At 69.7% G+C, this 19,757-nt stretch carries 24 protein-coding genes; 11 read left to right on the plus strand and 13 right to left on the minus strand.

The annotated features are described in order from the left end of the window. Positions 1 to 5: 5 nt before the first annotated feature. Positions 6 to 2,618: a hypothetical protein gene (locus ACIO3S_RS19070; protein ID WP_400466931.1), complete on the minus strand. Its 2,613-nt coding sequence runs from the start codon at positions 2,616 to 2,618 to the stop codon at positions 6 to 8. Positions 2,619 to 2,723: 105 nt separating this feature from the next. After that, positions 2,724 to 3,083 carry a DsrE family protein gene (locus tag ACIO3S_RS19075; protein WP_160026759.1) on the minus strand — a complete coding sequence of 120 codons (360 nt, stop codon included), beginning with the start codon at positions 3,081 to 3,083 and terminating at the stop codon, positions 2,724 to 2,726. Between the two features lie 60 nt (positions 3,084 to 3,143). Here ACIO3S_RS19075 and ACIO3S_RS19080 point away from each other — a divergent pair, with 60 nt between their 5' ends. The 3 genes from ACIO3S_RS19080 to ACIO3S_RS19090 are packed head-to-tail and all read left to right on the plus strand — an operon-like array spanning position 3,144 to position 5,040. Beyond that, the gene (locus tag ACIO3S_RS19080) at positions 3,144 to 3,647 is read left to right on the plus strand and encodes an FABP family protein (RefSeq protein WP_091045857.1); all 504 of its coding nucleotides are present in this window, start codon (positions 3,144 to 3,146) and stop codon (positions 3,645 to 3,647) included. 5 nt (positions 3,648 to 3,652) lie between these two features. Further along, positions 3,653 to 4,084, plus strand: a complete 432-nt coding sequence (locus ACIO3S_RS19085; RefSeq protein WP_160026760.1) for a Fur family transcriptional regulator — start codon at positions 3,653 to 3,655, stop codon at positions 4,082 to 4,084. Further along, entirely contained in the window at positions 4,081 to 5,040 is a 960-nt protein-coding gene (locus ACIO3S_RS19090) for a YgfZ/GcvT domain-containing protein (RefSeq protein WP_400466936.1), read from the plus strand. Before ACIO3S_RS19085 ends, ACIO3S_RS19090 begins: the two co-directional genes overlap by 4 nt. Positions 5,041 to 5,062: 22 nt before the next feature. On the opposite strand, the gene ACIO3S_RS19095 is transcribed toward ACIO3S_RS19090, so the two are convergent. From ACIO3S_RS19095 to ACIO3S_RS19110, 4 genes are all read right to left on the minus strand, one after another. Continuing rightward, a complete protein-coding gene (locus ACIO3S_RS19095) occupies positions 5,063 to 5,704 on the minus strand; it encodes a hypothetical protein (protein WP_400466939.1) in 642 nt (213 codons plus the stop codon). A 128-nt stretch (positions 5,705 to 5,832) separates the two neighbouring features. Beyond that, a complete protein-coding gene (locus ACIO3S_RS19100; protein WP_400466942.1) occupies positions 5,833 to 6,798 on the minus strand; it encodes an ADP-ribosylglycohydrolase family protein in 966 nt (321 codons plus the stop codon). Positions 6,799 to 6,809: 11 nt separating this feature from the next. After that, positions 6,810 to 7,628 carry a mycothiol synthase gene (gene mshD, locus ACIO3S_RS19105; protein WP_400466945.1) on the minus strand — a complete coding sequence of 273 codons (819 nt, stop codon included), beginning with the start codon at positions 7,626 to 7,628 and terminating at the stop codon, positions 6,810 to 6,812. Positions 7,629 to 7,637: 9 nt separating this feature from the next. Then, on the minus strand, positions 7,638 to 8,384 hold the full coding sequence (locus ACIO3S_RS19110) for a response regulator transcription factor (RefSeq protein ID WP_160026765.1): 747 nt from the start codon (positions 8,382 to 8,384) through the stop codon (positions 7,638 to 7,640). A gap of 122 nt (positions 8,385 to 8,506) precedes the next feature. Here ACIO3S_RS19110 and ACIO3S_RS19115 point away from each other — a divergent pair, with 122 nt between their 5' ends. Continuing rightward, complete coding sequence (locus tag ACIO3S_RS19115) at positions 8,507 to 8,776, plus strand: MoaD/ThiS family protein (protein ID WP_160026766.1); 270 nt, start codon at positions 8,507 to 8,509, stop codon at positions 8,774 to 8,776. 72 nt (positions 8,777 to 8,848) lie between these two features. Here ACIO3S_RS19115 and ACIO3S_RS19120 read toward each other — a convergent pair whose 3' ends face one another. Next, positions 8,849 to 9,283: an Hsp20/alpha crystallin family protein gene (locus ACIO3S_RS19120; RefSeq protein WP_400466950.1), complete on the minus strand. Its 435-nt coding sequence runs from the start codon at positions 9,281 to 9,283 to the stop codon at positions 8,849 to 8,851. Between the two features lie 92 nt (positions 9,284 to 9,375). Between ACIO3S_RS19120 and ACIO3S_RS19125 the strand changes: the two genes are divergently transcribed. From ACIO3S_RS19125 to ACIO3S_RS19150, 6 genes are all read left to right on the plus strand, one after another. Next, on the plus strand, positions 9,376 to 9,666 hold the full coding sequence (locus ACIO3S_RS19125) for a MerR family transcriptional regulator (RefSeq protein ID WP_400466952.1): 291 nt from the start codon (positions 9,376 to 9,378) through the stop codon (positions 9,664 to 9,666). A 29-nt stretch (positions 9,667 to 9,695) separates the two neighbouring features. Next, a complete protein-coding gene (locus ACIO3S_RS19130) occupies positions 9,696 to 10,157 on the plus strand; it encodes a thioredoxin family protein (RefSeq protein ID WP_201451213.1) in 462 nt (153 codons plus the stop codon). A gap of 242 nt (positions 10,158 to 10,399) precedes the next feature. Next, positions 10,400 to 10,861, plus strand: a complete 462-nt coding sequence (locus ACIO3S_RS19135) for a DUF4395 domain-containing protein (RefSeq protein ID WP_400466956.1) — start codon at positions 10,400 to 10,402, stop codon at positions 10,859 to 10,861. A gap of 37 nt (positions 10,862 to 10,898) precedes the next feature. After that, positions 10,899 to 11,747 (plus strand): sulfurtransferase, encoded by an 849-nt coding sequence (locus ACIO3S_RS19140; protein WP_160026771.1) that lies wholly within the window; start codon positions 10,899 to 10,901, stop codon positions 11,745 to 11,747. Beyond that, the gene (locus tag ACIO3S_RS19145; protein WP_160026772.1) at positions 11,747 to 12,046 is read left to right on the plus strand and encodes a DUF1416 domain-containing protein; all 300 of its coding nucleotides are present in this window, start codon (positions 11,747 to 11,749) and stop codon (positions 12,044 to 12,046) included. Before ACIO3S_RS19140 ends, ACIO3S_RS19145 begins: the two co-directional genes overlap by 1 nt. Positions 12,047 to 12,162: 116 nt before the next feature. After that, positions 12,163 to 12,987: a 3-keto-5-aminohexanoate cleavage protein gene (locus ACIO3S_RS19150; RefSeq protein ID WP_400466960.1), complete on the plus strand. Its 825-nt coding sequence runs from the start codon at positions 12,163 to 12,165 to the stop codon at positions 12,985 to 12,987. A gap of 70 nt (positions 12,988 to 13,057) precedes the next feature. Here the strand turns inward: ACIO3S_RS19150 and ACIO3S_RS19155 are convergent, their stop codons facing one another. Then, on the minus strand, positions 13,058 to 13,657 hold the full coding sequence (locus ACIO3S_RS19155; RefSeq protein ID WP_400466963.1) for a TetR family transcriptional regulator: 600 nt from the start codon (positions 13,655 to 13,657) through the stop codon (positions 13,058 to 13,060). 112 nt (positions 13,658 to 13,769) lie between these two features. Between ACIO3S_RS19155 and ACIO3S_RS19160 the strand changes: the two genes are divergently transcribed. Next, positions 13,770 to 14,921: an FAD-dependent oxidoreductase gene (locus ACIO3S_RS19160; RefSeq protein ID WP_400466966.1), complete on the plus strand. Its 1,152-nt coding sequence runs from the start codon at positions 13,770 to 13,772 to the stop codon at positions 14,919 to 14,921. Between the two features lie 13 nt (positions 14,922 to 14,934). On the opposite strand, the gene cysC is transcribed toward ACIO3S_RS19160, so the two are convergent. From cysC to ACIO3S_RS19185, 5 genes are all read right to left on the minus strand, one after another. Beyond that, entirely contained in the window at positions 14,935 to 16,122 is a 1,188-nt protein-coding gene (cysC, locus tag ACIO3S_RS19165; protein WP_400466969.1) for an adenylyl-sulfate kinase, read from the minus strand. Between the two features lie 90 nt (positions 16,123 to 16,212). After that, the gene (locus tag ACIO3S_RS19170; RefSeq protein ID WP_222118650.1) at positions 16,213 to 17,463 is read right to left on the minus strand and encodes a GTP-binding protein; all 1,251 of its coding nucleotides are present in this window, start codon (positions 17,461 to 17,463) and stop codon (positions 16,213 to 16,215) included. Then, positions 17,463 to 18,377 (minus strand): sulfate adenylyltransferase subunit CysD, encoded by a 915-nt coding sequence (cysD, locus tag ACIO3S_RS19175; protein ID WP_160026779.1) that lies wholly within the window; start codon positions 18,375 to 18,377, stop codon positions 17,463 to 17,465. The genes ACIO3S_RS19170 and cysD overlap by 1 nt, the downstream gene beginning before the upstream one ends. Before the next feature lie 168 nt (positions 18,378 to 18,545). Then, positions 18,546 to 19,397, minus strand: coding sequence for a HipA N-terminal domain-containing protein (locus ACIO3S_RS19180; RefSeq protein WP_400466973.1), 852 nt, complete (start codon positions 19,395 to 19,397; stop codon positions 18,546 to 18,548). Further along, entirely contained in the window at positions 19,397 to 19,684 is a 288-nt protein-coding gene (locus ACIO3S_RS19185) for a helix-turn-helix transcriptional regulator (RefSeq protein WP_400466976.1), read from the minus strand. Before ACIO3S_RS19185 ends, ACIO3S_RS19180 begins: the two co-directional genes overlap by 1 nt. Positions 19,685 to 19,757: the final 73 nt, after the last annotated feature.

Here is a 19,757-nt window from a genome sequence, read left to right on the forward strand (position 1 = left end):
GCCGCTCAGCCAGCCATGTCCGGGCGCCAGCGGAGGACCTCGCGCTGGAACGCCTCGGGGTCGACCATCGACTTGTCGACCTGGACCGCACCCGCCTCGTCGGTGTTGAACTCGACGACCCACTCGTCGGCGGCCGGCTCACCCTTGATGGTGATGTCGGTGTGAGTGTCGTAGAGGTCGTAGGTGTGGGTCTGCTCGTCCTTGCGTACGTCGAGCACACCCTCCTCGGTGACCGTGACGGTGCTCTCGGTCATGAGCGAGCCGTCCTCGGGCCTGAAGGTGCGGACCGTGAGCCTCTTCGGGCCGACTGGCTCGCCCTCCGCGTCGTCGGCCGACGTAGCGGCCTCGGGGGCGGCGCTGCCGGCGCCGGGGATCTTGGCTCCGGGGAACTTGCCGGACTCGGCGAGCTTGACCGCCGCCAGCCAGCCGCTCGAGCGGTGGGGGAGGGAGTCGCTCGGGGTGTCGGGCAGGTCCGCCGGCTGCGCGGGCGAGCCCTCGGACTGCGACTTGTTGGCCTGCTTCTTGCCGGTCTGCCGTTCGGGCAGCGTCACGGGTGCGGTCGGAGGACCGGCCGTCGGCGCTGCCGGTGAGTCGACCGGCGCGGGAGCGGTTGCCTTCACGGGCTCGACCGGCTCGAGGGGCTCGACCACGAGCGGCTCGTCAGGAGCGTCCGGGATGGGGAACTGCGCCTCGGGCGGCGACGGGGTCGCGGCGAGGGTGAGCTCGAGGGCCTGCATCGCACGCTTGTTGGTGCTGCCGCCCTTGACCGCGAGCATGACGGCCTCGCGCAGGTCGGCGAGCTGCTTGGCGAGCTGGGCGCTGCGGCGCTCGGCGATCTGCCGGTCCACGATGGCCTGCTCGACCAGCTGGGTGTTGTGCAGGATCGAGGCCTCGACGGCCTGACGGTCGATCGCCTTCTGGCCGGCGACCTCCTCGGCCTCCGCCCGAAGCCGTACGGCCTCGGCGGCCTGCTCCTGGACGTCGGCGAGACGGTTCATCATCTCGGTCATCCGGCGCTCGGCCTCTTCACGCTCGCGAGCCTGGCCGGTGATGAGCTCGGTCATCGACTCGTGGGCGGTACGCAGCGCGGACTCCGCCGCGCGACGACCCTCGTTGGCCTCGGTAGCGGCGCGCTCGGCGGCGCGCCGGCCCTCCAGAGCCTGCACCGCGAGATCGGCGTGCTCGGAGGCGCGCTGGTCGGCCGCCATCCGGGCGAGGTTGGCGGACTCGGCCGCCTGCTCGGCCTGGGAGGCGAGCTCGGTGAGCTGCCGGTAGCGCTCCTCGTTCTCGTTGGCCTCGTGGGCGGCGGCAGCGGCGAACTCGGCGTACTGCTTCGCGCTCTTCTCGGCCTCGAGACGGGCATCGTTGGCGGCGTCGGCGGCCTTGAAGGCGCGCAGCGCGGCCTCCTCCGCCTCCGTGCGCGCGGCCAGCGCCTCCGCTGCCACGGCGTACTGGTCGGCCGCCGTGGCCTCGGCCGCGGCACGAGTCATCGCGTGGTCCTCGGCGTTGGCGTCGGCGGCCTTGCGCTCCTCGAAGGCCTCCTTCGCCGCTTCCTCGGCCTCGGCGCGGGCGGTCGCGGCCGCCTCGGCAGCGGCATAGGCGGCCTCAGCCGCGGCCTCGGCCTCCTTGCGGGCCTGCTCGGCGAGCTCGGCCTGGGTCGCCATCGCGACCGCGGACTCCTCGGCCGTGATGCGCGCGGCGGCTGCCTTCTCGGCCTCGGTCGCCCGGTCGTTGGCGGCCTGCTCGGCGGCCTGGCGCGCGGTGAACGCGGCCAGCGCCTCGTCGGCCCGGCCGGCTGCGGCCGCGTCGGCCTCCTCGCGCATCCGCGCGAGCTCTTCAGATCGGGTGTCGGCCGCGGCGCGGGCGGTGTAGGCGGCCTCGGCGGCGGCCTCCGCCTCGCTGCGTGCCTCATAGGCGGCACGGGCCTCGTCCGCGGCCTTGCGGGCGGCCTTCTCGGCTGCCGCCAGCGCGTCGCGAAGCTCGTCCATCTCCTCGAGGCGGTCCTCGGCGGCTGCCTCCGCGACGCTGCGCGCGGCGTAGGCGGCCTGGGCCAGCTCGGCGTGCTCGGCCGCCTTGGTGTGGGCCTCCGCGGCGGAAGCGGCCGCGGCGGCGGCCTCCTCCGCCTTGGCGCGGGCGGCCTCCTCGGCCTCGGTGCGGGCGGTGGCCTGCTCCTCGGCGACGCGGGCGGCCTCGAGAAGGCGGCGCTCGGCCGCCTCCAGCTCCTTGCCCCTCGCGAGGGCGGCCTCCTCGGCCTCGGCGCGCTCCTTGGCACGGGTGTCGGCGAGCTTCTCGGCCTCGACCCGGGCGCGGGCGTACTCCTCGGCTGCCTTCTCCGCGACCTCGCGCGCCTGATGGGCGTCGGCGGCCAGCTCGGCGTGGAGCTTGGCCGTCTCGTCAGCCTTTGCGCGGGCGGTCGCGTGCTGGGCGGCGGACTCCTCGGCCACCAGCCGCTCGGCCGCCTGCTCGGCGGCCGCCTGTTCGGCTGCGATGCGAAGTGACTCGGCTGCGGCAGCGGCGCGGGCCAACTCCGCAGCGCGCGCCGTCAGGTCCTCGTCGTCACCCGGCTGGGCGGCCGAATCACGGCTCCACCACTTGCCACTGGGGGTCTGCGTGCTCACGAGGGTGAATGCTAACGGCGAAGTAGGCGGTGTGTGGAGTCTCCGAGAGGTTTAACACGGCTGCTACCTGGAACTACATTGGTGTAGTTCTGTGAAGGGGTGGGCTCAGTAGACGAGCGCCTGCACGCCGTCGCGCAGGATCTCCTCGGCGAACACGAACGCGCCCTTGATGATCACGCCGTCGATCAGGTCCTCCTCGGACAGGTCGCGACGGGACGCGCACTGGCTGCACACGGTGATCTGGCCGGACTCGAGGACCAGTCCGATCAGCTCCTGCAGAGGAGTCGCATTCTCCAGCGTGAACTCCTCCGCCTTCCCTGGCACCGCGAACCAGGTCGCCTCACCGGTGAGCCACAGGGACACCTTCGCGCCGGCGGTCGCGGCCGCGGAGGCGACCGTGAAGGCCTGGTTCGTACGCTCGGGCGCCTCGGCGCCCACGGTCACCTTCACCACGAGTTCTTGCATGCCGAGCACACTAGCGCTTGCGTTTCGGGTCGTAGCCGACGTACGGCCTAAACTCGGGGTGTGGCTTTCGAACTTCCGGAGAACCTTCACCCCGATGCCGGTCCCTGTGCGTGGATGCTCGGCACCTGGCAGGGCAACGGACACGGTGACTATCCGACGATCGACAAGTTCGAGTTCGGGCAGGAGCTGATCTTCACCCACGACGGGCGACCGTTCTTCCACTACTTCGCGCGCTCGTGGATCATCGACCCCGAGACCGGCGAGAAGGTGCGCGACGCCGCGCTGGAGACCGGCTTCGTGCGCTTCCGCCCCGAGGGCGAGGTCGAGTGGGTGATGACGCACAACACCGGCATCGTCGAGGTCTGGTACGGGAAGGCCGAGGGCGGCAAGCTCGACCTCACCACCGACGCGGTCGCTCGTACGGAGACCGCGAAGGAATACACCGCCGGCAAGCGTCTCTACGGCAACGTCGAGGGCGACCTTCTCTACGCCTTCGACATGGCCGCGATGGGTCAGGCGCTGCAGCCGCACCTGTGGGCGCGGCTCAAGCGGGTCAACAAGTAGTCGCGATGACCGAGGCGGCTGAGGACTGGCGCGAGGCCCTTCGGGCGAAGGGCTATCGACTCACGCCCCAGCGCGAGCTGGTCCTCGGTGCCATCGAGCGGCTGCGGCACGCCACCCCCGAGGAGGTCCTCGCGGTCGTACGCGAGTCGTCCTCGGCGATCAACCTCTCCACCGTCTATCGCAACCTCGAGGTGCTCGAGGAGCTGGGACTGGTGCGCCACGCCCACCTGGGCGAGCGCGCCTCGACCTATCACTCGGTCTCCGGCCGTCCGCATTTTCATGCGGTTTGCAGGAAGTGTCAGAAGGTCACCAGTGTTGACCCCTCAGTGGCCGACGGAATCAGCGAGCGGCTGCGCGAGGAGTACGCCTTCGAGGTAGATGTCGCTCATCTGACTGTCTTCGGGGCGTGCGTCGACTGTTCTTCCGAGGAGCCATGATGACTGCCAGCCCGCTTCTGTCCCTGCCCGGTGCCGTCGCCGGCGATGGTGCTGACGCACCCGTCGCCGCGCACTACGGGTCGTTCAACCTGGAGCAGCGGACGTTGGCCTCAGGTGAGGGATTCGTCGACCTCTCCCACCGTGACGTCCTACGGATCGCCGGCCCCGACCGGCTGACCTGGCTGCACTCGCTGACCTCGCAAGCCTTCGAGGGACTGGAGCCCGGGGTCTGGACCTCGGCCCTGATCCTGTCGCCGCAGGGACATGTCGAGCACTTCTTCTCCGGCGTCGACGACGGCTCCTCCTTCCTGGCGTGGACCGAGCCCGGTGCCGGCGAGGCTCTGGTCGCCTATCTGGAGCGGATGAAGTTCTGGTCCGACGTGACCGTGACGGCAGAGCCGTCGCAGGCCTCCGTCTGGCGCCCCTCGCAGGGCTACTCGTTCGTCCTGCGCGAGTCCTTGGAGACGTACGCCGCTGCCGCGGGCCCCGCCTGCGGGCTCTGGGCGTTCGAGGCTCTCCGGATCGAGCGCGGTGAGCCGCGGTTCGGCGTCGACACCGACACCCGCACGATCCCCAACGAGGTCGGCTGGGTGCCGGGTTCGGAGGAGACCGTCGGCCCGGAGTACGCGGTCCATCTCGACAAGGGCTGCTACCGCGGCCAGGAGACGGTCGCCCGCGTCCACACGCTCGGCCGCCCGCCGCGGCGCCTGGTGCTGCTCCACCTCGACGGCTCGGAGAACCGGCTGCCCGCCGCTGGTTCCGAGCTGGTCTTCGGTGAGAAGACGGTCGGCTTCATCGGCTCATCGGCTCGTCACCATGAGCTCGGCCCGATCGCGTTGGGGCTGGTCAAGCGCAACGTACCTGTGGACGCGCAGCTCGTCGTGGACGGGATGCCGGTCGCTCAGGAGGTCCTCGTCGACCCCGAGATCGGCCTCCACATCCGCCCGCTCCGCTGATCGGCCCTGCGGCCGGGTACGTTCAGAGCCGTCCGTTCGATCGGACGGGCACGTCCGCGCTCAGCCAGTTGCGCGAGCTCCTGTAGGCGACCTGGGACGCTGTGCGTTCGGGTCGTCCCGGCGGCTGGATCGTGCTCGAAGGTGCACCCCACAGGATCCAGCGCCGACGCGGCGGGAGGGGCAACCAGGTGTCCTGGAACGAGTCGAACCAGGGCCCCGGCGGCTCGAGGCGGAAGCGGCCCTCGTCATATCCGGTGATCTCGGCGCCGACAGTCGCCCAGTCGCCGACGACACCGACCAACGGGTGGCGCATGCCCGTTGATCGGTTCAGGCTGCTGTGCCACGCGAGATAGATCGAGGTCGGCAGCGGTAGCCGCCACGGTCCGGCGACGGCACGAGCGCGTTCGCTCCACGCGGCGTCGATGTCGAAGGCCTGTGTCCTACCGACTCGGACGACGAACGGGCGCCAGCGGTCGAGCTCTGCGAGTGGGCACTCGGGGCGATCGAGGAGTTGGTCGAGTCCTTGTTCGTCATAGAGAAGCGCGCGCCCTTGCCTGGTGGCCGGTCCTGCAAGTCCGGCCGCAAGCACGCGCCCCGCATCTCGCAGGCCGATGTTGTGGGCGGCGGCGATGGTCTCGGCGGCAGCCCGAGCGGTGAGCTTCATATGGCGACGGTAGGCCTGAGCACCGACAGTTCCTTGTGTCTCTCGCGGCTACGTCAGTGGGCGGGATCTTGTGAATCGTTCACAAGATCCCGCCCACTGACGTAGTGACGGCTGACCGATGCTGGTGATCAGCGAGCCCGACCGGCGACAACAGCATCCAGGGTGAGGGTGGCGAGGACGTCGCCGGTGATGCCGGGGTAGCCGTGGCTGAGGTCGCGCCACTCGGCCGGGATGGCGGTGGCGCCCCAGCGGGCACCGAGGAGGCCGCCGGCGATGGCGGCGACGGTGTCGGTGTCGTTGCCGATCCGGATGGCGGTGTTGAGGGCCTCGACGTAGTGCTCGGGACCGGCAGCGGGAGTCTGGGCGATCGAGGACCAGGCGGCCTGCAGTGCGGTGACGACCCAACCGTTGGGATTGAAGGTCGCCGGCGGCGCGGTCTCGGCCTCGTCGAGCTTCTCGGTCCAGAAGGTGGCCTCGGCGGGGGAGAGGAGGGAGAGGCCGGAGCGTACGTCGAGCTCGCCGTGCATCACCGCGTGCTCGATCGCCAGGGACCACAGGACGCAACCGGACCGGGCGTGCTCGTCCCAGTGGGTCAGGGCGCTCACCGCGGCGGCTGCCTCGGCGACGGCCGGGCGGTCGCCCAGATAGCGGAGTGGGACCGGAGCCGTCCGCATCAGAGAGCCGTTGCCTCCCGTGTGGCCGGTCGTCTCGTGCAGCTTCTCCGAGACGTGGTGCAGTTGCGCGGCGGTCGGCTCGGGACCGGCGGTGTTGAGCACCCGGGAGGTCTGGTTGCCGATGTCCTTCGGGTCCGACTCCGCCCACGTCCGGAAGTTGCGGGCGACGGCGGTCAGCCCCTCCTCGGTACGCAGGTCGAGACCGCCCGCGGCGACCTCGAGGATGCACCACGTCATCGTCGTGTCGTCGGTCCACTCCCCGGGCGCGAACGGGCCGAGCCCACCGCCGAGCATCTGCGCCGCCTCGTCCGGGCTGAGGCGAGGGCGGTCGAACTCGTAGTGAGCCCCGAGCGCATCCGCCACCGCGGTTCCGACGATGGCCCCGACGGCCCGGTCACTCTGCGCTTCGGTCAGCTTCACGCGACCCAAGACTAGCCGCGGGTGTACTGGACGTGCGTGTCCGCCGCGGCACGGGTGAAACCGAGGCCTTCGTAGAGACGTACGGCCGGGGTGTTGTCGCCCTCGACATAGAGGTGGATCCGCTCGACGCCGACAGCAGCCAGATGGTTCAGCCCGAGGAGGGTGACCAGCTTGCCGAGGCCGCGCCCCTGGGCGGCGGGATCGACACCGACCACGTAGACCTCGCCCTCGGTCTCGCTGTGGCGCTTGGTCCAGTGGAACGCCAGGAGCTTCTCGCCCTCCCACGCGGTGACCAGCCCCGACGGGTCGAACCACGACTCCGCCATCCGCTCCCGCAGCCCGGCCTCGTCCAGCGATCCCTGCTCGGGGTGGTGCGCGAAGGCGGCAGCGTTGACCCGGAGCAGCTCGGCCTCGTCGCCGGGCTCGAAGCCGCGTACGACGATCCCGTCAGGAGCCTCCGGAGCGGGCGGCAGACCGGTGACAGGGCGCCGCATCACCCACAGCTCACGGGTGCGGTCCCACCCCTGCGTCGCGGCCAGCCGGGCAGCCGCCGGGTTGTCCCCGTGCGACCACGCCGTCGTCCCGGCCGGAGGCGACGGCGCTCGGAGCAGCAGCTGGCGACCCAGGCCGACACCGCGATGCTGGGTCAGCACCACCAGCGACAGCTCGGTGCCGATCATCAGCCCGAAGCCGCGTACGTCACCCCAGATCGTGGCGGCCTCCGGACGGTTGCGCAGCGTCAGGAGGGTCGCCTCGTCGAGCGGCGCCACGCCGTCGTACGCCTCGGTCGCCTTCGCGATGGCCAGGACCTGATCGACGGTGAGTGCCATGGGAGCAGCCTAGGCGTCGGCCCCCAGGCGAGGAGACGGGGTCAGCCGGGCGCCGTCGGCGGCGGCCTCGTTGTTCTTCGACGGCAGCACGAAGCGGTAGCCGACGTTGCGGACGGTGCCGATGAGGGTCTCGTTCTCCGGGCCGAGCTTGGCACGCAGGCGACGTACGTGGACGTCGACGGTGCGGGTGCCGCCGAAGTAGTCGTAGCCCCACACCTCCTGCAGCAGCTGCTGGCGGGAGAAGACGCGGCCCGGGTGCTGGGCGAGGAACTTCAGGAGCTCGAACTCCTTGAAGGTCAGGTCGAGCGGGCGGCCGCCGATCTTGGCGGTATAGGTGGCGTCGTCGACGACGACCTCGCCCGAGCGGATGACGTGAGCCTCGGGGTCGGAGGCCTCGCGGGCCGCCGAGATGCGGCCGATGGCGAGCTTGATCCGGGCCTCGAGCTCGGCCGGACCGCAGGTGTGCAGCACGACGTCGTCCATGCCCCAGTCGTGGGCGACGACGGCGAGGCCACCCTCGGTCGCGATCAGCAGAACGGGGATGTCGGTGCCGGTGGTGCGGATCAGACGACACAGGTCACGGGCCTGGGCGAGGTCCTGCCGGCCGTCGACGAGCAGCAGGTCGGAGTCCGGCGCCTCGAGAAGCGCGCTACCTTCAGCAGGAAGGATCTTCACCTGGTGGCCAAGGAGCGAGAGCCCGGGAAGGACGTCTGCCGAAGGCTGGAGCGAACTGGTCAACAACAGAAGCGAGCTCATGGGGGGTGCCTCTCGGTCAGAGAAAGAGGAGCACCGAAACGCAACATTGAGCCTCGGTGAGGTGATCGTAGGACCATATTAACGAAACCTTGCGGTGACATAGGAAGGATGTCCACGAGAAAGTGACGAATGTTATAGAGGTCCGCTATTGGGCCGCGGCCAAGTCAGCGGCCGGGACTCCGTCCGACCGGTTCGAGGTGGACGGTCCGTTGACGCTGGCAGAAGTCGTACGCCGCGCCGCGGAGCTGCATGCCGACACCCGCCTTCCCGAGGTCCTGAAGGTCTGCTCGGCGCTGATCGGCGACCGCCCGGCGGGTACGGGTGACCCCGGCGGGATCGAAGTCCCACCGGGGTCGACGGTGGAGTTCCTTCCGCCGTTCGCCGGCGGTTAGGTCGCAGAGGGCTGGGGAGCCCGCACCCGGCGACTCACCTGCGTAAGGGCCTGCCGGGGCGGGCAGGCTCACTCAGCTTTCGATCGCGGCCGGCTCCGACTTGGGGCTGGTGGCGATCTGGATCTTGCGCGGCTTGGCCTTCTCGGCGACCGGCACGACCAGGCGCAGCACGCCGGCGTCGTACGCAGCCTCGATGTGGTCGAGGTCGAGGTTGTCGCCGAGCACGAGCTGACGGCTGAAACTGCCGCGGACGCGCTCGTTGGCGAGCATCTGCCAGTCGCCGTTCTTGGCGACCCGCTCGGCCTTGACGGTGAGTACGTTGCGCTCGACATCCAGGTCGATCGTGTCCGGGCTGACGCCGGGAAGGTCGAACTCGATGACGAACCGGTCGCCCTCGCGCCAGGCATCCATGGGCATCACGGCCGGTCGGTTGGTGGTGCCGCCGCCCAGGAGCTGCTGGGTGATGCGATCGAACTCGCGGAACGGATCGGTGCTTCGGATCAGCATGGTTCCCTCCTCACGGGATCTATATCAGCGGATACACCTTTCATATATCCCATGCGCTAGATGATTTCAAGCCCACGTGTCAGAATTGATGCGTGACGGAGCGAACCAGGGCTGTCTACGCCATCTCGGTGGCGGCCGAGATGGCCGACATGCAGATCCAGAACCTCCGCGTCTACGAGCGGCGCGGGCTGGTCGACCCTGCGCGGACTTCGGGTGGCACCCGGCTCTACTCCCGCGCCGACGTCGAGCGTCTCGTCCGCATCCGTGACCTTCTCTCCGACGGCCTCAACCTCGCCGGCATCGCCCGTGTGCTCGCCCTGGAGGAGGACGTACGCCGCCTGGAGGCGGCCAACGAGAGGCTTCGGCGCGCGGCGAGGGAATGAGTGGAGCGGATTGCCGGTTCAATAGTTCTATGAGCACCGGAGCCTGGATCGCCGTCGTCGCGATCGCCGCCGCCCTCGCCTTCGGCCTGTTCCGGATGCTCAGCGACGGCCGCTTCCGAGGCACGAAGGAGCTCCATGTGACTCACGAGGATCACGCACCCGAGCCGCACGCGTGGGATGCGGTCACCGACGCACTGGGTGAGACCGAGCTCGGTGCGCGCGCGACTCTCGTGCAGTTCTCCAGTGCCTTCTGCGCGCCCTGCCGGGCGACCCGGCGGATCCTCGGCGAGGTCGCCGACATCGTCCCGGGTGTGGTGCACGTCGAGATCGACGCCGAGCACCACCTCGACCTGGTGCGCCGCCTCGACATCATGCGTACGCCGACGACCCTGGTGATCGACGGCTCCGGCAACGAGATCGCACGTGCCTCCGGTGCTCCGCGCAAGGAGCAGGTCCTGAGTGCGATTCCTGCCGTGAATCTCGAATCCTGACACGCTCGTCCATATGACGAGACATTCGTTTCGTGGCCGTCGAGCATCGCGCTACTGTCATCGCATGTTCTCGACCATGCTGACCAAGCGCCGCGCAGTGGATCACTGCCGCGTGCGCTCGGCGCTGTGTCGTTCCTGCCGCTGATTCCCTGAGATTTGTCGACTCAGTCGACACCGGGGATCGCTTTCGCCTGTCAGGCTCGTCCTGACGACCTCCCCTCCACTCTCGCAGGAGCACACCTATGTCCGAGACCTCAGGCCAGACGGCGACACAGACCGGAATCGACCCTCGCGGCCCGCAGTTCGCTGCGGCGCTGACCGTTGTCGTACTCATCCTGGCTCTGCTGCTTCCGCAGCCATGGGCTCTGGTGGTGACGGCCATCCAGGTCGTCCTCTTCGCGATCGGGGCAGGTCTCGGCGTTCAGCGGACCCCGCACTCCTGGCTCTTCAAGAAGTTCGTACGTCCCCGGCTCGGGGCTCCGGACGAGCTCGAGGACCCGGCACCGCCCCGGTTCGCCCAGGGCGTAGGCCTCGCCTTCGTGCTGGTCGCGCTCGTGGGTTTCCTCCTCGGCGCCACGCTCGTGGCGCAGATCGCGCTCGGCTTCGCACTCGTCGCGGCCGTGCTCAATGCCGCCTTCAAGTTCTGCCTCGGCTGCGAGCTCTACCTGCTGATCAGGCGAGTGGGTCTCATCCCCTCGGCCTGACCCCTGAACGCAAGAAACACCAACGAAAGGTACCTAGATGACCCGCGAGAACTCCCTCGTCTCCGCCCAGTGGGTGGAGGAGCACCTCGATGACCCGAAGGTGGTGCTGATCGAGGTCGACGAAGACACCACCGCCTACGACAAGGGCCACATCAAGGGCGCGATCAAGCTCGACTGGACCACCGACCTGCAGGACCAGGTGCGCCGCGACTTCGTCAACAAGGACCAGTTCTCCGCACTGCTCTCCGAGCGTGGCGTCTCCAACGACGACACTGTGGTGCTCTATGGCGGCAACAACAACTGGTTCGCCGCGTACGCCTTCTGGTACTTCAAGCTCTACGGCCACCAGGACGTCAAGCTCCTCGACGGTGGCCGCAAGAAGTGGGAGCTCGACTCCCGCGAGCTCACCGACGAGACCGTCACCCGTGAGCCGGCCAGCTACACCGCCAAGGACCAGGACCTCTCGATCCGCGCCTTCCGCGACGAGACCGTCGAGGCCATCGGCGTCAAGAACCTGGTCGACGTGCGCTCGCCCGACGAGTTCGCCGGCCGCCTCCTCGCCCCGGCCCACCTCCCGCAGGAGCAGGCCCAGCGCGCCGGTCACATCCCGACGGCGGCCAACGTCCCGTGGTCCAAGGCGGCCAACGACGATGGCACCTTCCGCTCCGACGAGGAGCTCAAGGAGATCTACACCGAGGCCGGCGTCGACTGGAGCAAGGACACCATCGCCTACTGCCGCATCGGCGAGCGCTCCTCGCACACCTGGTTCGTGCTCAAGGAGCTCCTCGGCCAGGAGAACGTGAAGAACTACGACGGCTCGTGGACCGAGTACGGCTCCCTCGTCGGTGTTCCGGTCGTGACCGGCGACGAGCCGGGTGTCGCCTGATGTGCGGCGCGACTGAGGGCGGGCTCTCGCTCGCCGGCGTCGATGTCGCCAAGGAGGCGGTCATCCAGGGTCAGGTGACCCGTGACGGCGAGCCGGTCCACGGTGCGTACGTCCGGCTGCTCGACCGCACCGGCGAGTTCACCGCCGAGGTGCCCACCTCGGCCACCGGTCACTTCCGGTTCTTCGCCGGCAATGGCGAGTGGACGCTGCGTACGCTCGCGCCGAAGGCGGAGCCCGTGGACAAGAAGGTCCACGCCGCGGTCGGCAACGTCGCTGAGGTGACGATCCCGATCGGCTGACGATCCCTGACGAGGGAGCCCCGGTGTCACCAGTGACACCGGGGCTCCCTCGTCGTTTTGCCATCAGCTGGTGGAGATATTGCGGTGGATCGCTTGAATGGCGCTAGATTGTCCGGGTGACTGGACTGCTTGTGACCGTGGCGCCGACCGGGGCGGAAACCGCGAAGGAAGACTGCCCGCAGCTGCCGACGACGCTGGAGGAGCTGGTGGCGACGGCCGTCGAGTGCGAGGAGGCGGGGGCGCGGATGATCCACGTCCACATCCGCGACGACGACCACGCGCCGACGCTCGATCTGGGACGGCTCACCGAGACGGTCGACGCGCTCCACGAGAAGACCGAGCTGATCGTGCAGCTCTCCACCGGCGGCTCGGTCCACGACCCGCTGGACAAGCGGCTGAAGGTGCTCGACGCCGGGCCGGACTCGTGCTCGCTGACGATGGGCACGACGAACTTCGGCGACGACGTCTTCTCCAACCCGTGGCCGTTCATCACCGAGCTCTACCAGCTCACCCAGGAGCGCGGCGTGGTGCCGGAGTTCGAGCTCTTCGACCTGGGCCACGTCGCCGCGCTGCAGCGGCTGCTGGGCAAGTACGGGCTGCCCGCCGGCGGCAAGGTCCACGTCGACTTCGTCATGGGCGTGCCCGGTGGCATGCCCGGCACCTCGGCCGCGCTGGTCGCCGGCGTCGCCGCGCTGCCGGACGAGGTGACCTCGTGGTCGGCGACCGGCATCGGCCGCTCGACCCTCCCGGTCATGCTCACCTCGCTGGCCATGGGCGGGCACCTGCGGGTCGGGATGGAGGACGTACTCACCCTCGCCAAGGGCGTTCCGGTCGACGCCAACCGCCAGCTCGTCGAGCGAGCCGTCGAGGCCGCCGCGGTCGCGCAGCGCGAGCCGATGAGCAGCGACGAGGCCTGGGCGCTCCTCGGTCTCAAGCGCTAGGCGCTCCTACCCGCCCGCAGGATGCGCCGAGTCGGCTCGTCCTAACCGAAACCCGCGCCGAGTCGGCTCGTTACGACGAGCCGACTCGGCGCGGGTTCTCGTCAGTTTGTGCCGACTCGGCGGTGAGGTAGCGGTCGATCGTCGGGCCGACCCAGGTGACGATCTCCTCGGGGTCCATCTCGACGATGGGCGGGAGGTGGAGTACGTAGCGGCCCAGCGCGATGCCGAGGAGCTGGGTGGCGACGAGGGCCGCCCGGCGGGCGGCCTGGGCCGGGTCGGGGCACAGGGGAGCGACGGCGGCGGCGACCTGGGTGGCGAAGATGCTCCGCATCTGCTCCGCGGCCTGGGGGTCCGAGGCGGCTCGGCGGAGCAGGGCCATCAGGGTGCCCTCGGAGTCCCAGGTGCGTACGAAATGGGCGGTCATCACGCGGCCGACCTCGCCCTCCGGAACCGTGGAGAGGTCGGGGAGGGCCAGGTCGATCGAGGCTGCGGCCTTGAAGAGCTCCTCTTTGTTGCCGAAGTAGCGCATCACCATCGAGGGGTCGATCTGCGCCGCTGAGGCGATCGAGCGGATGGTGGTGCGGTCGTATCCCTGCTCCGCGAAGTGCTCGCGCGCGACGGCGAGGATGCGCTCGCGGGTCTCGGCTCCGGATCGGCGAGTCTCGGTCATGCCAACGATTGTAGGCCAACACGCGTTGACGTCAATGGCGGCATCGCGCTAGCTTGGTCAACATCAGTTGGCCAACACCTGTTGACCTTCAAGTCAGAGCAAGGAGAGCATCATGTCCACCATCACCACTGATGTGCTCGTCGTCGGTGCCGGCCCCACCGGGCTGGCGGTGGCGGCCAAGCTGGCCGCGGCCGGCATCGACGTCACCGTGATCGACAACCAGGCCTCCGGGGACAACACCTCCCGGGCCGCGGTCGTCCACGCCCGCACCCTGGAGGTCCTCGCCGATCTCGGCGTCTCCGCGCGCCTGGTCGAGGAGGGCATCGAGGCGCCGCGATTCACCATCCGTGACCGCGACAAGGTCCTGGTGCCGATCCGCTTCGACGACCTCCCCAGCGACTTCCCCTATGCCCTGATGGTCTCCCAGGCGGTCACCGAACGGGTCCTCCTCGATCGCCTCACCGAGCTCGGCGGTCATGTACGCCGGCCGCTCACCCTCGTCGACCTCGTCCAGGACGAGACCGGCGTCACCGCCACCACCGAGGATGGCACCGAGATCCGGGCGCGCTACCTCGTCGGCGCCGACGGCATGCACTCCATCGTGCGCGACAAGGCCGGGATCGGCTTCCCGGGAGGGAAGTACGCCGAGTCGTTCAGCCTCGCCGACGTACGCATCGAGGGCGACCTGCCTCACGACGAGGTCATCCTCTACTTCTCGCCCGAGGGCACCCTGGTCTCCGCGCCGCTGCCCGACGGCTCGTTCCGGTTCGTGGCCCCGGTTCCCGAGGCGCCGGAGAACCCCGACGTCGACTACGTCCAGGCCCTCCTCGACCAGCGAGGCAGCATCAAGAGCCCGGTCAAGGTCACCGAGGTGATCTGGGGTTCGCGTTTCCGGGTCCACCACCGCGTGGCCGACGCCTACCGTGCGGGCCGGGTGCTGATCGCCGGCGACGCCGCCCACGTCCACAGCCCCGCCGGCGGCCAGGGCATGAACACCGGTATCCAGGACGCGGTCGTGCTCGGCGACGCCCTCGTCGCGACCATCGCCCACGGCGACGAGGCCGCGCTCGACACCTACGCTGCTCGGCGCCGGCCGGTCGCCGAGGAGGTCATCGAGCTCTCCGACCGCCTGACCCGGTTCGGCATCGCGCAGGGGGTCCGGCGCAGCGTACGGAACGTGGTGCTGTCCGCCCTTGCCAAGCTCCCGCGCTTCCGCCGGATGCTCGCCTGGCGCCTGTCCGGTCTGGTCTACCGCGACTGCTAAGCGCGCGATCTGGTCACAGCGACAGGTAGCCCGCCGAACGCAGGCCCTCGATCACGTCATCGAGGGCCTCGTCGATGGAGCGGCCGGTGGTGTCGACGCGTACGTCGGCGTCGGCCGGCTCCTCGTAGGGCGAGGAGATCCCGGTGAACTCGGGAATCTCGCCGGCCCGGGCCTTGGCGTAGAGGCCCTTGCGGTCGCGCCGCTCGCACTCCTCCAGCGGCGTGGCCACGTGGACCAGGAAGAAGGCGCCGCCGGCGTCGTCGACGTAGCCGCGTACGTCCTGGCGAGTCGAGTCGAAGGGCGCGATGGGGGAGCACACGGCCAGTCCGCCGTGGCGCGAGATCTCGGCGGCCACCCAGCCGATCCGGCGGATGTTGGTCTCCCGGTCCTCCTTGGAGAAGGTCAGCCCGGCCGACAGGTTGCGGCGCACGACATCGCCGTCGAGCGAGGTGACCGTACGCGCACCCTGCTCCAGGATCCGGTCCATCAGGGCTCGGGCGAGGGTGGACTTGCCGGAGCCGGACAGGCCGGTGAAGAAGATGACCAGGCCCTGCTCCTCGGGAGCGGGCTGGTCGCGGTCGATGACCGCGGCGATCTCGTCGGGGTAGTCCTCCGAGGTGGGAGCGGCCAGCGCGTGGACCGGGTCGCCCCCTGCGTACGCCGCGACGACCGCCACGCCGAGCGCGTGATCGGCCTCGGGGTCGTCGTGGGAAGCCAGCGGCACCGCGACCACGGCCGCGTCGGGCAGTGCGTCCGCGGCCAGCAACGACGCCCGCAGCAGCGCGACGGGGGAGAGCGACGGGGTGCCGTGCCCGACGAGAGCGAGCAGCAGCACCGGCCCGAGGGCCGCGATCTCGGCGATCTCGGCGGTGGTGAGCGCGTCGGTGACCGGCACGACCGTCCGCCCGGCGTACGTCTTCCGGGTCTGCTCCGGAGTCAGATAGAGGCGTCGGAAGGGGCCGTAGGCGGGAGAGGAGAGGCCGGTGACCTCGCCGGCGGGCCAGGTGACCCGCGCCAGCGGGAGCCCCTCGGGGTCGACGATCTCCACCGCGCCGTCCGCGGCCGCGCTCTCGGCAACGGAGGCCGGGAGGGCCAGCGTCAACGCCGACCCGGGGGCGTTCAGCGGACCCGGGAGGGCGCCGGAGACGATCAGCTCGATGTCGTCGAGCTCGCGCGGGGTAGGAGAGAACTGCTGAGGCACAAGATCACCTGTTGAGGTCGTATGAGATGGAGAACGGGCGGCGCATCCCGTTGCCGGAATGCGCCGCCCAGTCCTGAATGGCTCGACTGATCAGTCGTTGATCATGCCCGCGCCGACGGTGACGCCGGTCGCCTCGTCGATGAGGATGAAGGAGCCGGTGGTGCGGTTCTTCGAGTAGGGGTCGCACAGCAGCGGCTTGGTGGTGCGCAGCTGCACGCGGCCGATCTCGTTGAGGCCGAGCTCCTTGGTCTCCAGGTCGCGGTGGAGGCTGTTGACGTCCAAGCGGTACTGGATGTCCTTGACCAGCGCTCGCGCCGAGTTGGAGGTGTGCTTGATGGCCAGCTTCTGCCGCGGACGCAGCGGAGCGTTGGTCATCCAGCAGATCATCGCGTCGATGTCCTGGCTCGGCTCGGGGGCGTTCTTGACCCGCGAGATCATGTCGCCGCGGCTCACGTCGACGTCGTCCTCGAGCCGGACGGTCACCGACATCGGCGGGAACGCCTCGGGGATCTCCTTGTCGAACAGGTCGATCCCGGCGATCTTGCTGGTCATCCCGGAGGGGAGCACCATGACCTCGTCGCCCGGCTTGAGTACGCCACCGGCGATCTGGCCCGCGTAGCCGCGGTAGTCGTGGTGGTCGTCGGACTTCGGCCGGATGACGTACTGCACCGGAAGGCGTACGTCGACCAGGTCGCGGTCGGAGGCGACGTGGACGTGCTCGAGGTGGTGGATCAGCGTCGGGCCGGAGTACCAGTCCATGTTGGTGGAGCGGGTCACCACGTTGTCGCCCTGGAGCGCCGAGATCGGGATGACCTCGAGGTCCGGGATGTTCAGCTTGGTCGCGAACGCGGTGAACTCGGCCGAGATCTTGTTGTAGACCTCCTGGGAGTAGTCCACGAGGTCCATCTTGTTGATGCACAGGACCAGGTGGGGGACGCGCAGCAGCGAGAGCAGCACCGCGTGACGGCGCGACTGCTCGGTCAGGCCGTGACGAGCGTCGACGAGCACCAGGCCGAGGTCGGCGGTGGAGGCACCGGTGACCATGTTGCGCGTGTACTGCACGTGACCCGGGGTGTCGGCGATGATGAACTTGCGGTTGGGCGTCGCGAAGTAGCGGTAGGCGACATCGATGGTGATGCCCTGCTCACGCTCGGACCGCAGTCCGTCCGTCAGCAGCGACAGGTCGACGTAGCCGTGGCCCTTGTCCTGCGAGGTCTTCTCGACCGACTCGAGCTGGTCGGTGAAGATCGACTTCGAGTCGAACAGCAGCCGCCCGATGAGGGTGGACTTGCCGTCGTCGACCGAACCGGCGGTGGCGAACCGCAGAAGGTCCATGGCCATCAGAAGTAACCTTCCTTCTTGCGGTCCTCCATGGCAGCCTCGGAGAACCGGTCGTCACCGCGGGTCGCGCCTCGCTCGGTGACCCGGGCGGCGGCGACCTCCTCGATGATCTCGGGGATGGTGGATGCGGTCGACTCGACGCAGCCGGTCAGGGTCATGTCGCCGCAGGTGCGGTAGCGGACCGTACGCTCGGTGACGACCTCGCCCTCGCGCAGCGGGTTGAGCGGGGTCTCGGTCAGCAGCATGCCGTCGCGCTCGAAGACGCGACGCTGGTGGGCGAAGTAGACCTTCGGGATCTCGATGCCCTCGCGGCCGATGTAGTCCCAGATGTCCAGCTCGGTCCAGTTGGAGATCGGGAAGACCCGCATGTGCTCGCCCTCGTGGAGGCGGCCGTTGTAGAGCGACCAGAGCTCGGGGCGCTGCATCTTGGGGTCCCACTGGCCGAACTCGTCGCGGTGGGAGTAGACGCGCTCCTTGGCGCGGGCCTTCTCCTCGTCGCGGCGACCGCCACCGAAGGCGGCGGTGAAGCCGTTCTCCTCGATCGCGTTCAGCAGGGTGGGCGTCTGGAGCCGGTTGCGCGAGGTCTTGCCGTCGTCGACAACGATGCCGCGCGCGATGGCGTCATCGATGCTCGCGATCACCAGGCGTACGCCTAGACGGCTGACCCAGCGGTCACGGGTCTCGGCGACCTCGGGGAAGTCGAGGCCGTTGTCGATCTGGAGCACAGGGAACGGGATCTTGGCGGGGAAGAAAGCCTTCTCCGCAAGTCGCAGCATCACGATGCTGTCCTTGCCCCCCGAGAACATCAGGACAGGCTTCTCGAACTCGGCCGCGGCCTCGCGGAAGATGTGGATCGACTCGGCTTCCAGCTGGTCGAGCTGGCTGAGCCGGTAGTCGGCGTGTGTTGCAGTCATTACGGAACCAGAGGACCTCTCCGTCAGGTTGAGGCGCCCATGCTAGTGGCGGCTTCCACGGCACGGCGAAATGTCCCATCCCCGCGTGGGCAGGAATCCGAGTGTACGCAGGCGACGGGCCATGTCCGGAAGCGCCACTCGCACGGTGAGATGGCCGGCGTGACCTGGTCAGCGCCGCGGCGCCACGGCGACCCGGTCCCCGGCCAGCAGGAAGGCGATCTTGTCGACGTCGTCCGCCGGAGACGGCGCCAGATCGAACCGCAGGAACAGGTCGCGTACGCCGCCGGGGTCGATGTCCTCGCCCGGCCGAAGGCCCAGCGCCTGCCGGATCGTCTCGGCGTGGATGCGCCGGCCGCCGAGCCGGTCCCAGCGCTCCGTGACGAGCGCCGCCTGCGCGCCGAAGGTGGCCAGCTCGGTGCGGGTGGCGGGGATCCCGACCGAGCGGGCCCGGCCCAGGTCGGCGATCCTCGCGGAGGCCTCCTCGGGTGTCGTCGGGCGCAGGATGTGCGTCGAGGGGTGCTCGTACGTCGGCCAGAACCACTTCCCCGAGGCCCGCCGCAGCGCGAACTTCCCGTGGTGGCCACCGAGGGAGAACCGGGGCCGAGCCCGCTGGTCGAGCCACGAGGTGGGCTGGTTGCGCAGCGCCGCGAGCCGGGTCGTGATCTCGGGCAGTGGCGCCTCGACCGGGTGCGGCGCCCGGCGCCAGGGCAGGTCGGGGTCGGCCGAGAGCGAGACCGCGCCGGGGAGATCGTCGCCGTAGGAGGCGAGCAGCGTCATCGGCTCGGTGTCGGGCAGCCCTCGCTCGCGCGCCCATCTGCGGCGTACGTCCTCGCGGGCGGGGAGCAGGTTGTCCAGCCAGGCGCGGGCTGCTCCCGGGTTCAGGGCGGGGCCGGTGCGGGGGAGGGAGAGCGAGATGGGCGTCGGGCCGGCGGTCTCGGCGTAGATGAAGTCGATCCGGTCGCCGACCTGGCGGAAGGTGCCCATCCGGCGCCGGCCGGCGAAGGCGTACAGCTCTCGCATCAGGGGCCGGTCAGACAGTGGGCCAGGACGGCGTCGAGGTCGACGTCCTCCAGGGGTGGGGCGATCGGGGAGAGCTGCGTGGGCGCCAGGTAGACGTCGAGGACCTCCAGCAGGGCGAGCGCCTTGCCGAGCTCGGCGCGCGGGTGGCCGGACTCGACGTCGACCACGAACCGCCGGCCCACGCCGGCCCGGTGCGCCAGCTCGCCCTGGGTGAGTCCGGCGCGGCGCCGGGCGGAGCGCACGGCTGACCCGAAGGCGGCCGGTGAGGTCAGGTACGGCGACGGCACGATGAACACTCTACGTGATGTTCCCGTACGGGAACATCGCTGCTTTATGCGCTGTGCCCGGTCTCGAACCGCT

The organism is Nocardioides sp. NPDC087217, assembly GCF_044744805.1.
Taxonomy (GTDB): domain Bacteria; phylum Actinomycetota; class Actinomycetes; order Propionibacteriales; family Nocardioidaceae; genus Nocardioides.

Excerpts from the sequence above, each read along its gene's own strand:
- ACIO3S_RS19075 (WP_160026759.1), bottom strand. The coding sequence starts at position 3,083 with ATGCAAGAACTCGTGGTGAAGGTGACCGTGGGCGCCGAGGCGCCCGAG.
- ACIO3S_RS19085 (WP_160026760.1), top strand. The coding sequence starts at position 3,653 with ATGACCGAGGCGGCTGAGGACTGGCGCGAGGCCCTTCGGGCGAAGGGC.
- ACIO3S_RS19090 (WP_400466936.1), top strand. The coding sequence starts at position 4,081 with ATGATGACTGCCAGCCCGCTTCTGTCCCTGCCCGGTGCCGTCGCCGGC.
- ACIO3S_RS19095 (WP_400466939.1), bottom strand. The coding sequence starts at position 5,704 with ATGAAGCTCACCGCTCGGGCTGCCGCCGAGACCATCGCCGCCGCCCAC.
- mshD (WP_400466945.1), bottom strand. The coding sequence starts at position 7,628 with ATGGCACTCACCGTCGATCAGGTCCTGGCCATCGCGAAGGCGACCGAG.
- ACIO3S_RS19110 (WP_160026765.1), bottom strand. The coding sequence starts at position 8,384 with ATGAGCTCGCTTCTGTTGTTGACCAGTTCGCTCCAGCCTTCGGCAGAC.
- ACIO3S_RS19120 (WP_400466950.1), bottom strand. The coding sequence starts at position 9,283 with ATGCTGATCCGAAGCACCGATCCGTTCCGCGAGTTCGATCGCATCACC.
- ACIO3S_RS19130 (WP_201451213.1), top strand. The coding sequence starts at position 9,696 with ATGAGCACCGGAGCCTGGATCGCCGTCGTCGCGATCGCCGCCGCCCTC.
- ACIO3S_RS19135 (WP_400466956.1), top strand. The coding sequence starts at position 10,400 with ATGTCCGAGACCTCAGGCCAGACGGCGACACAGACCGGAATCGACCCT.
- ACIO3S_RS19140 (WP_160026771.1), top strand. The coding sequence starts at position 10,899 with ATGACCCGCGAGAACTCCCTCGTCTCCGCCCAGTGGGTGGAGGAGCAC.
- ACIO3S_RS19145 (WP_160026772.1), top strand. The coding sequence starts at position 11,747 with ATGTGCGGCGCGACTGAGGGCGGGCTCTCGCTCGCCGGCGTCGATGTC.
- ACIO3S_RS19155 (WP_400466963.1), bottom strand. The coding sequence starts at position 13,657 with ATGACCGAGACTCGCCGATCCGGAGCCGAGACCCGCGAGCGCATCCTC.
- ACIO3S_RS19160 (WP_400466966.1), top strand. The coding sequence starts at position 13,770 with ATGTCCACCATCACCACTGATGTGCTCGTCGTCGGTGCCGGCCCCACC.
- ACIO3S_RS19170 (WP_222118650.1), bottom strand. The coding sequence starts at position 17,463 with ATGGCCATGGACCTTCTGCGGTTCGCCACCGCCGGTTCGGTCGACGAC.
- cysD (WP_160026779.1), bottom strand. The coding sequence starts at position 18,377 with ATGACTGCAACACACGCCGACTACCGGCTCAGCCAGCTCGACCAGCTG.
- ACIO3S_RS19180 (WP_400466973.1), bottom strand. The coding sequence starts at position 19,397 with ATGCGAGAGCTGTACGCCTTCGCCGGCCGGCGCCGGATGGGCACCTTC.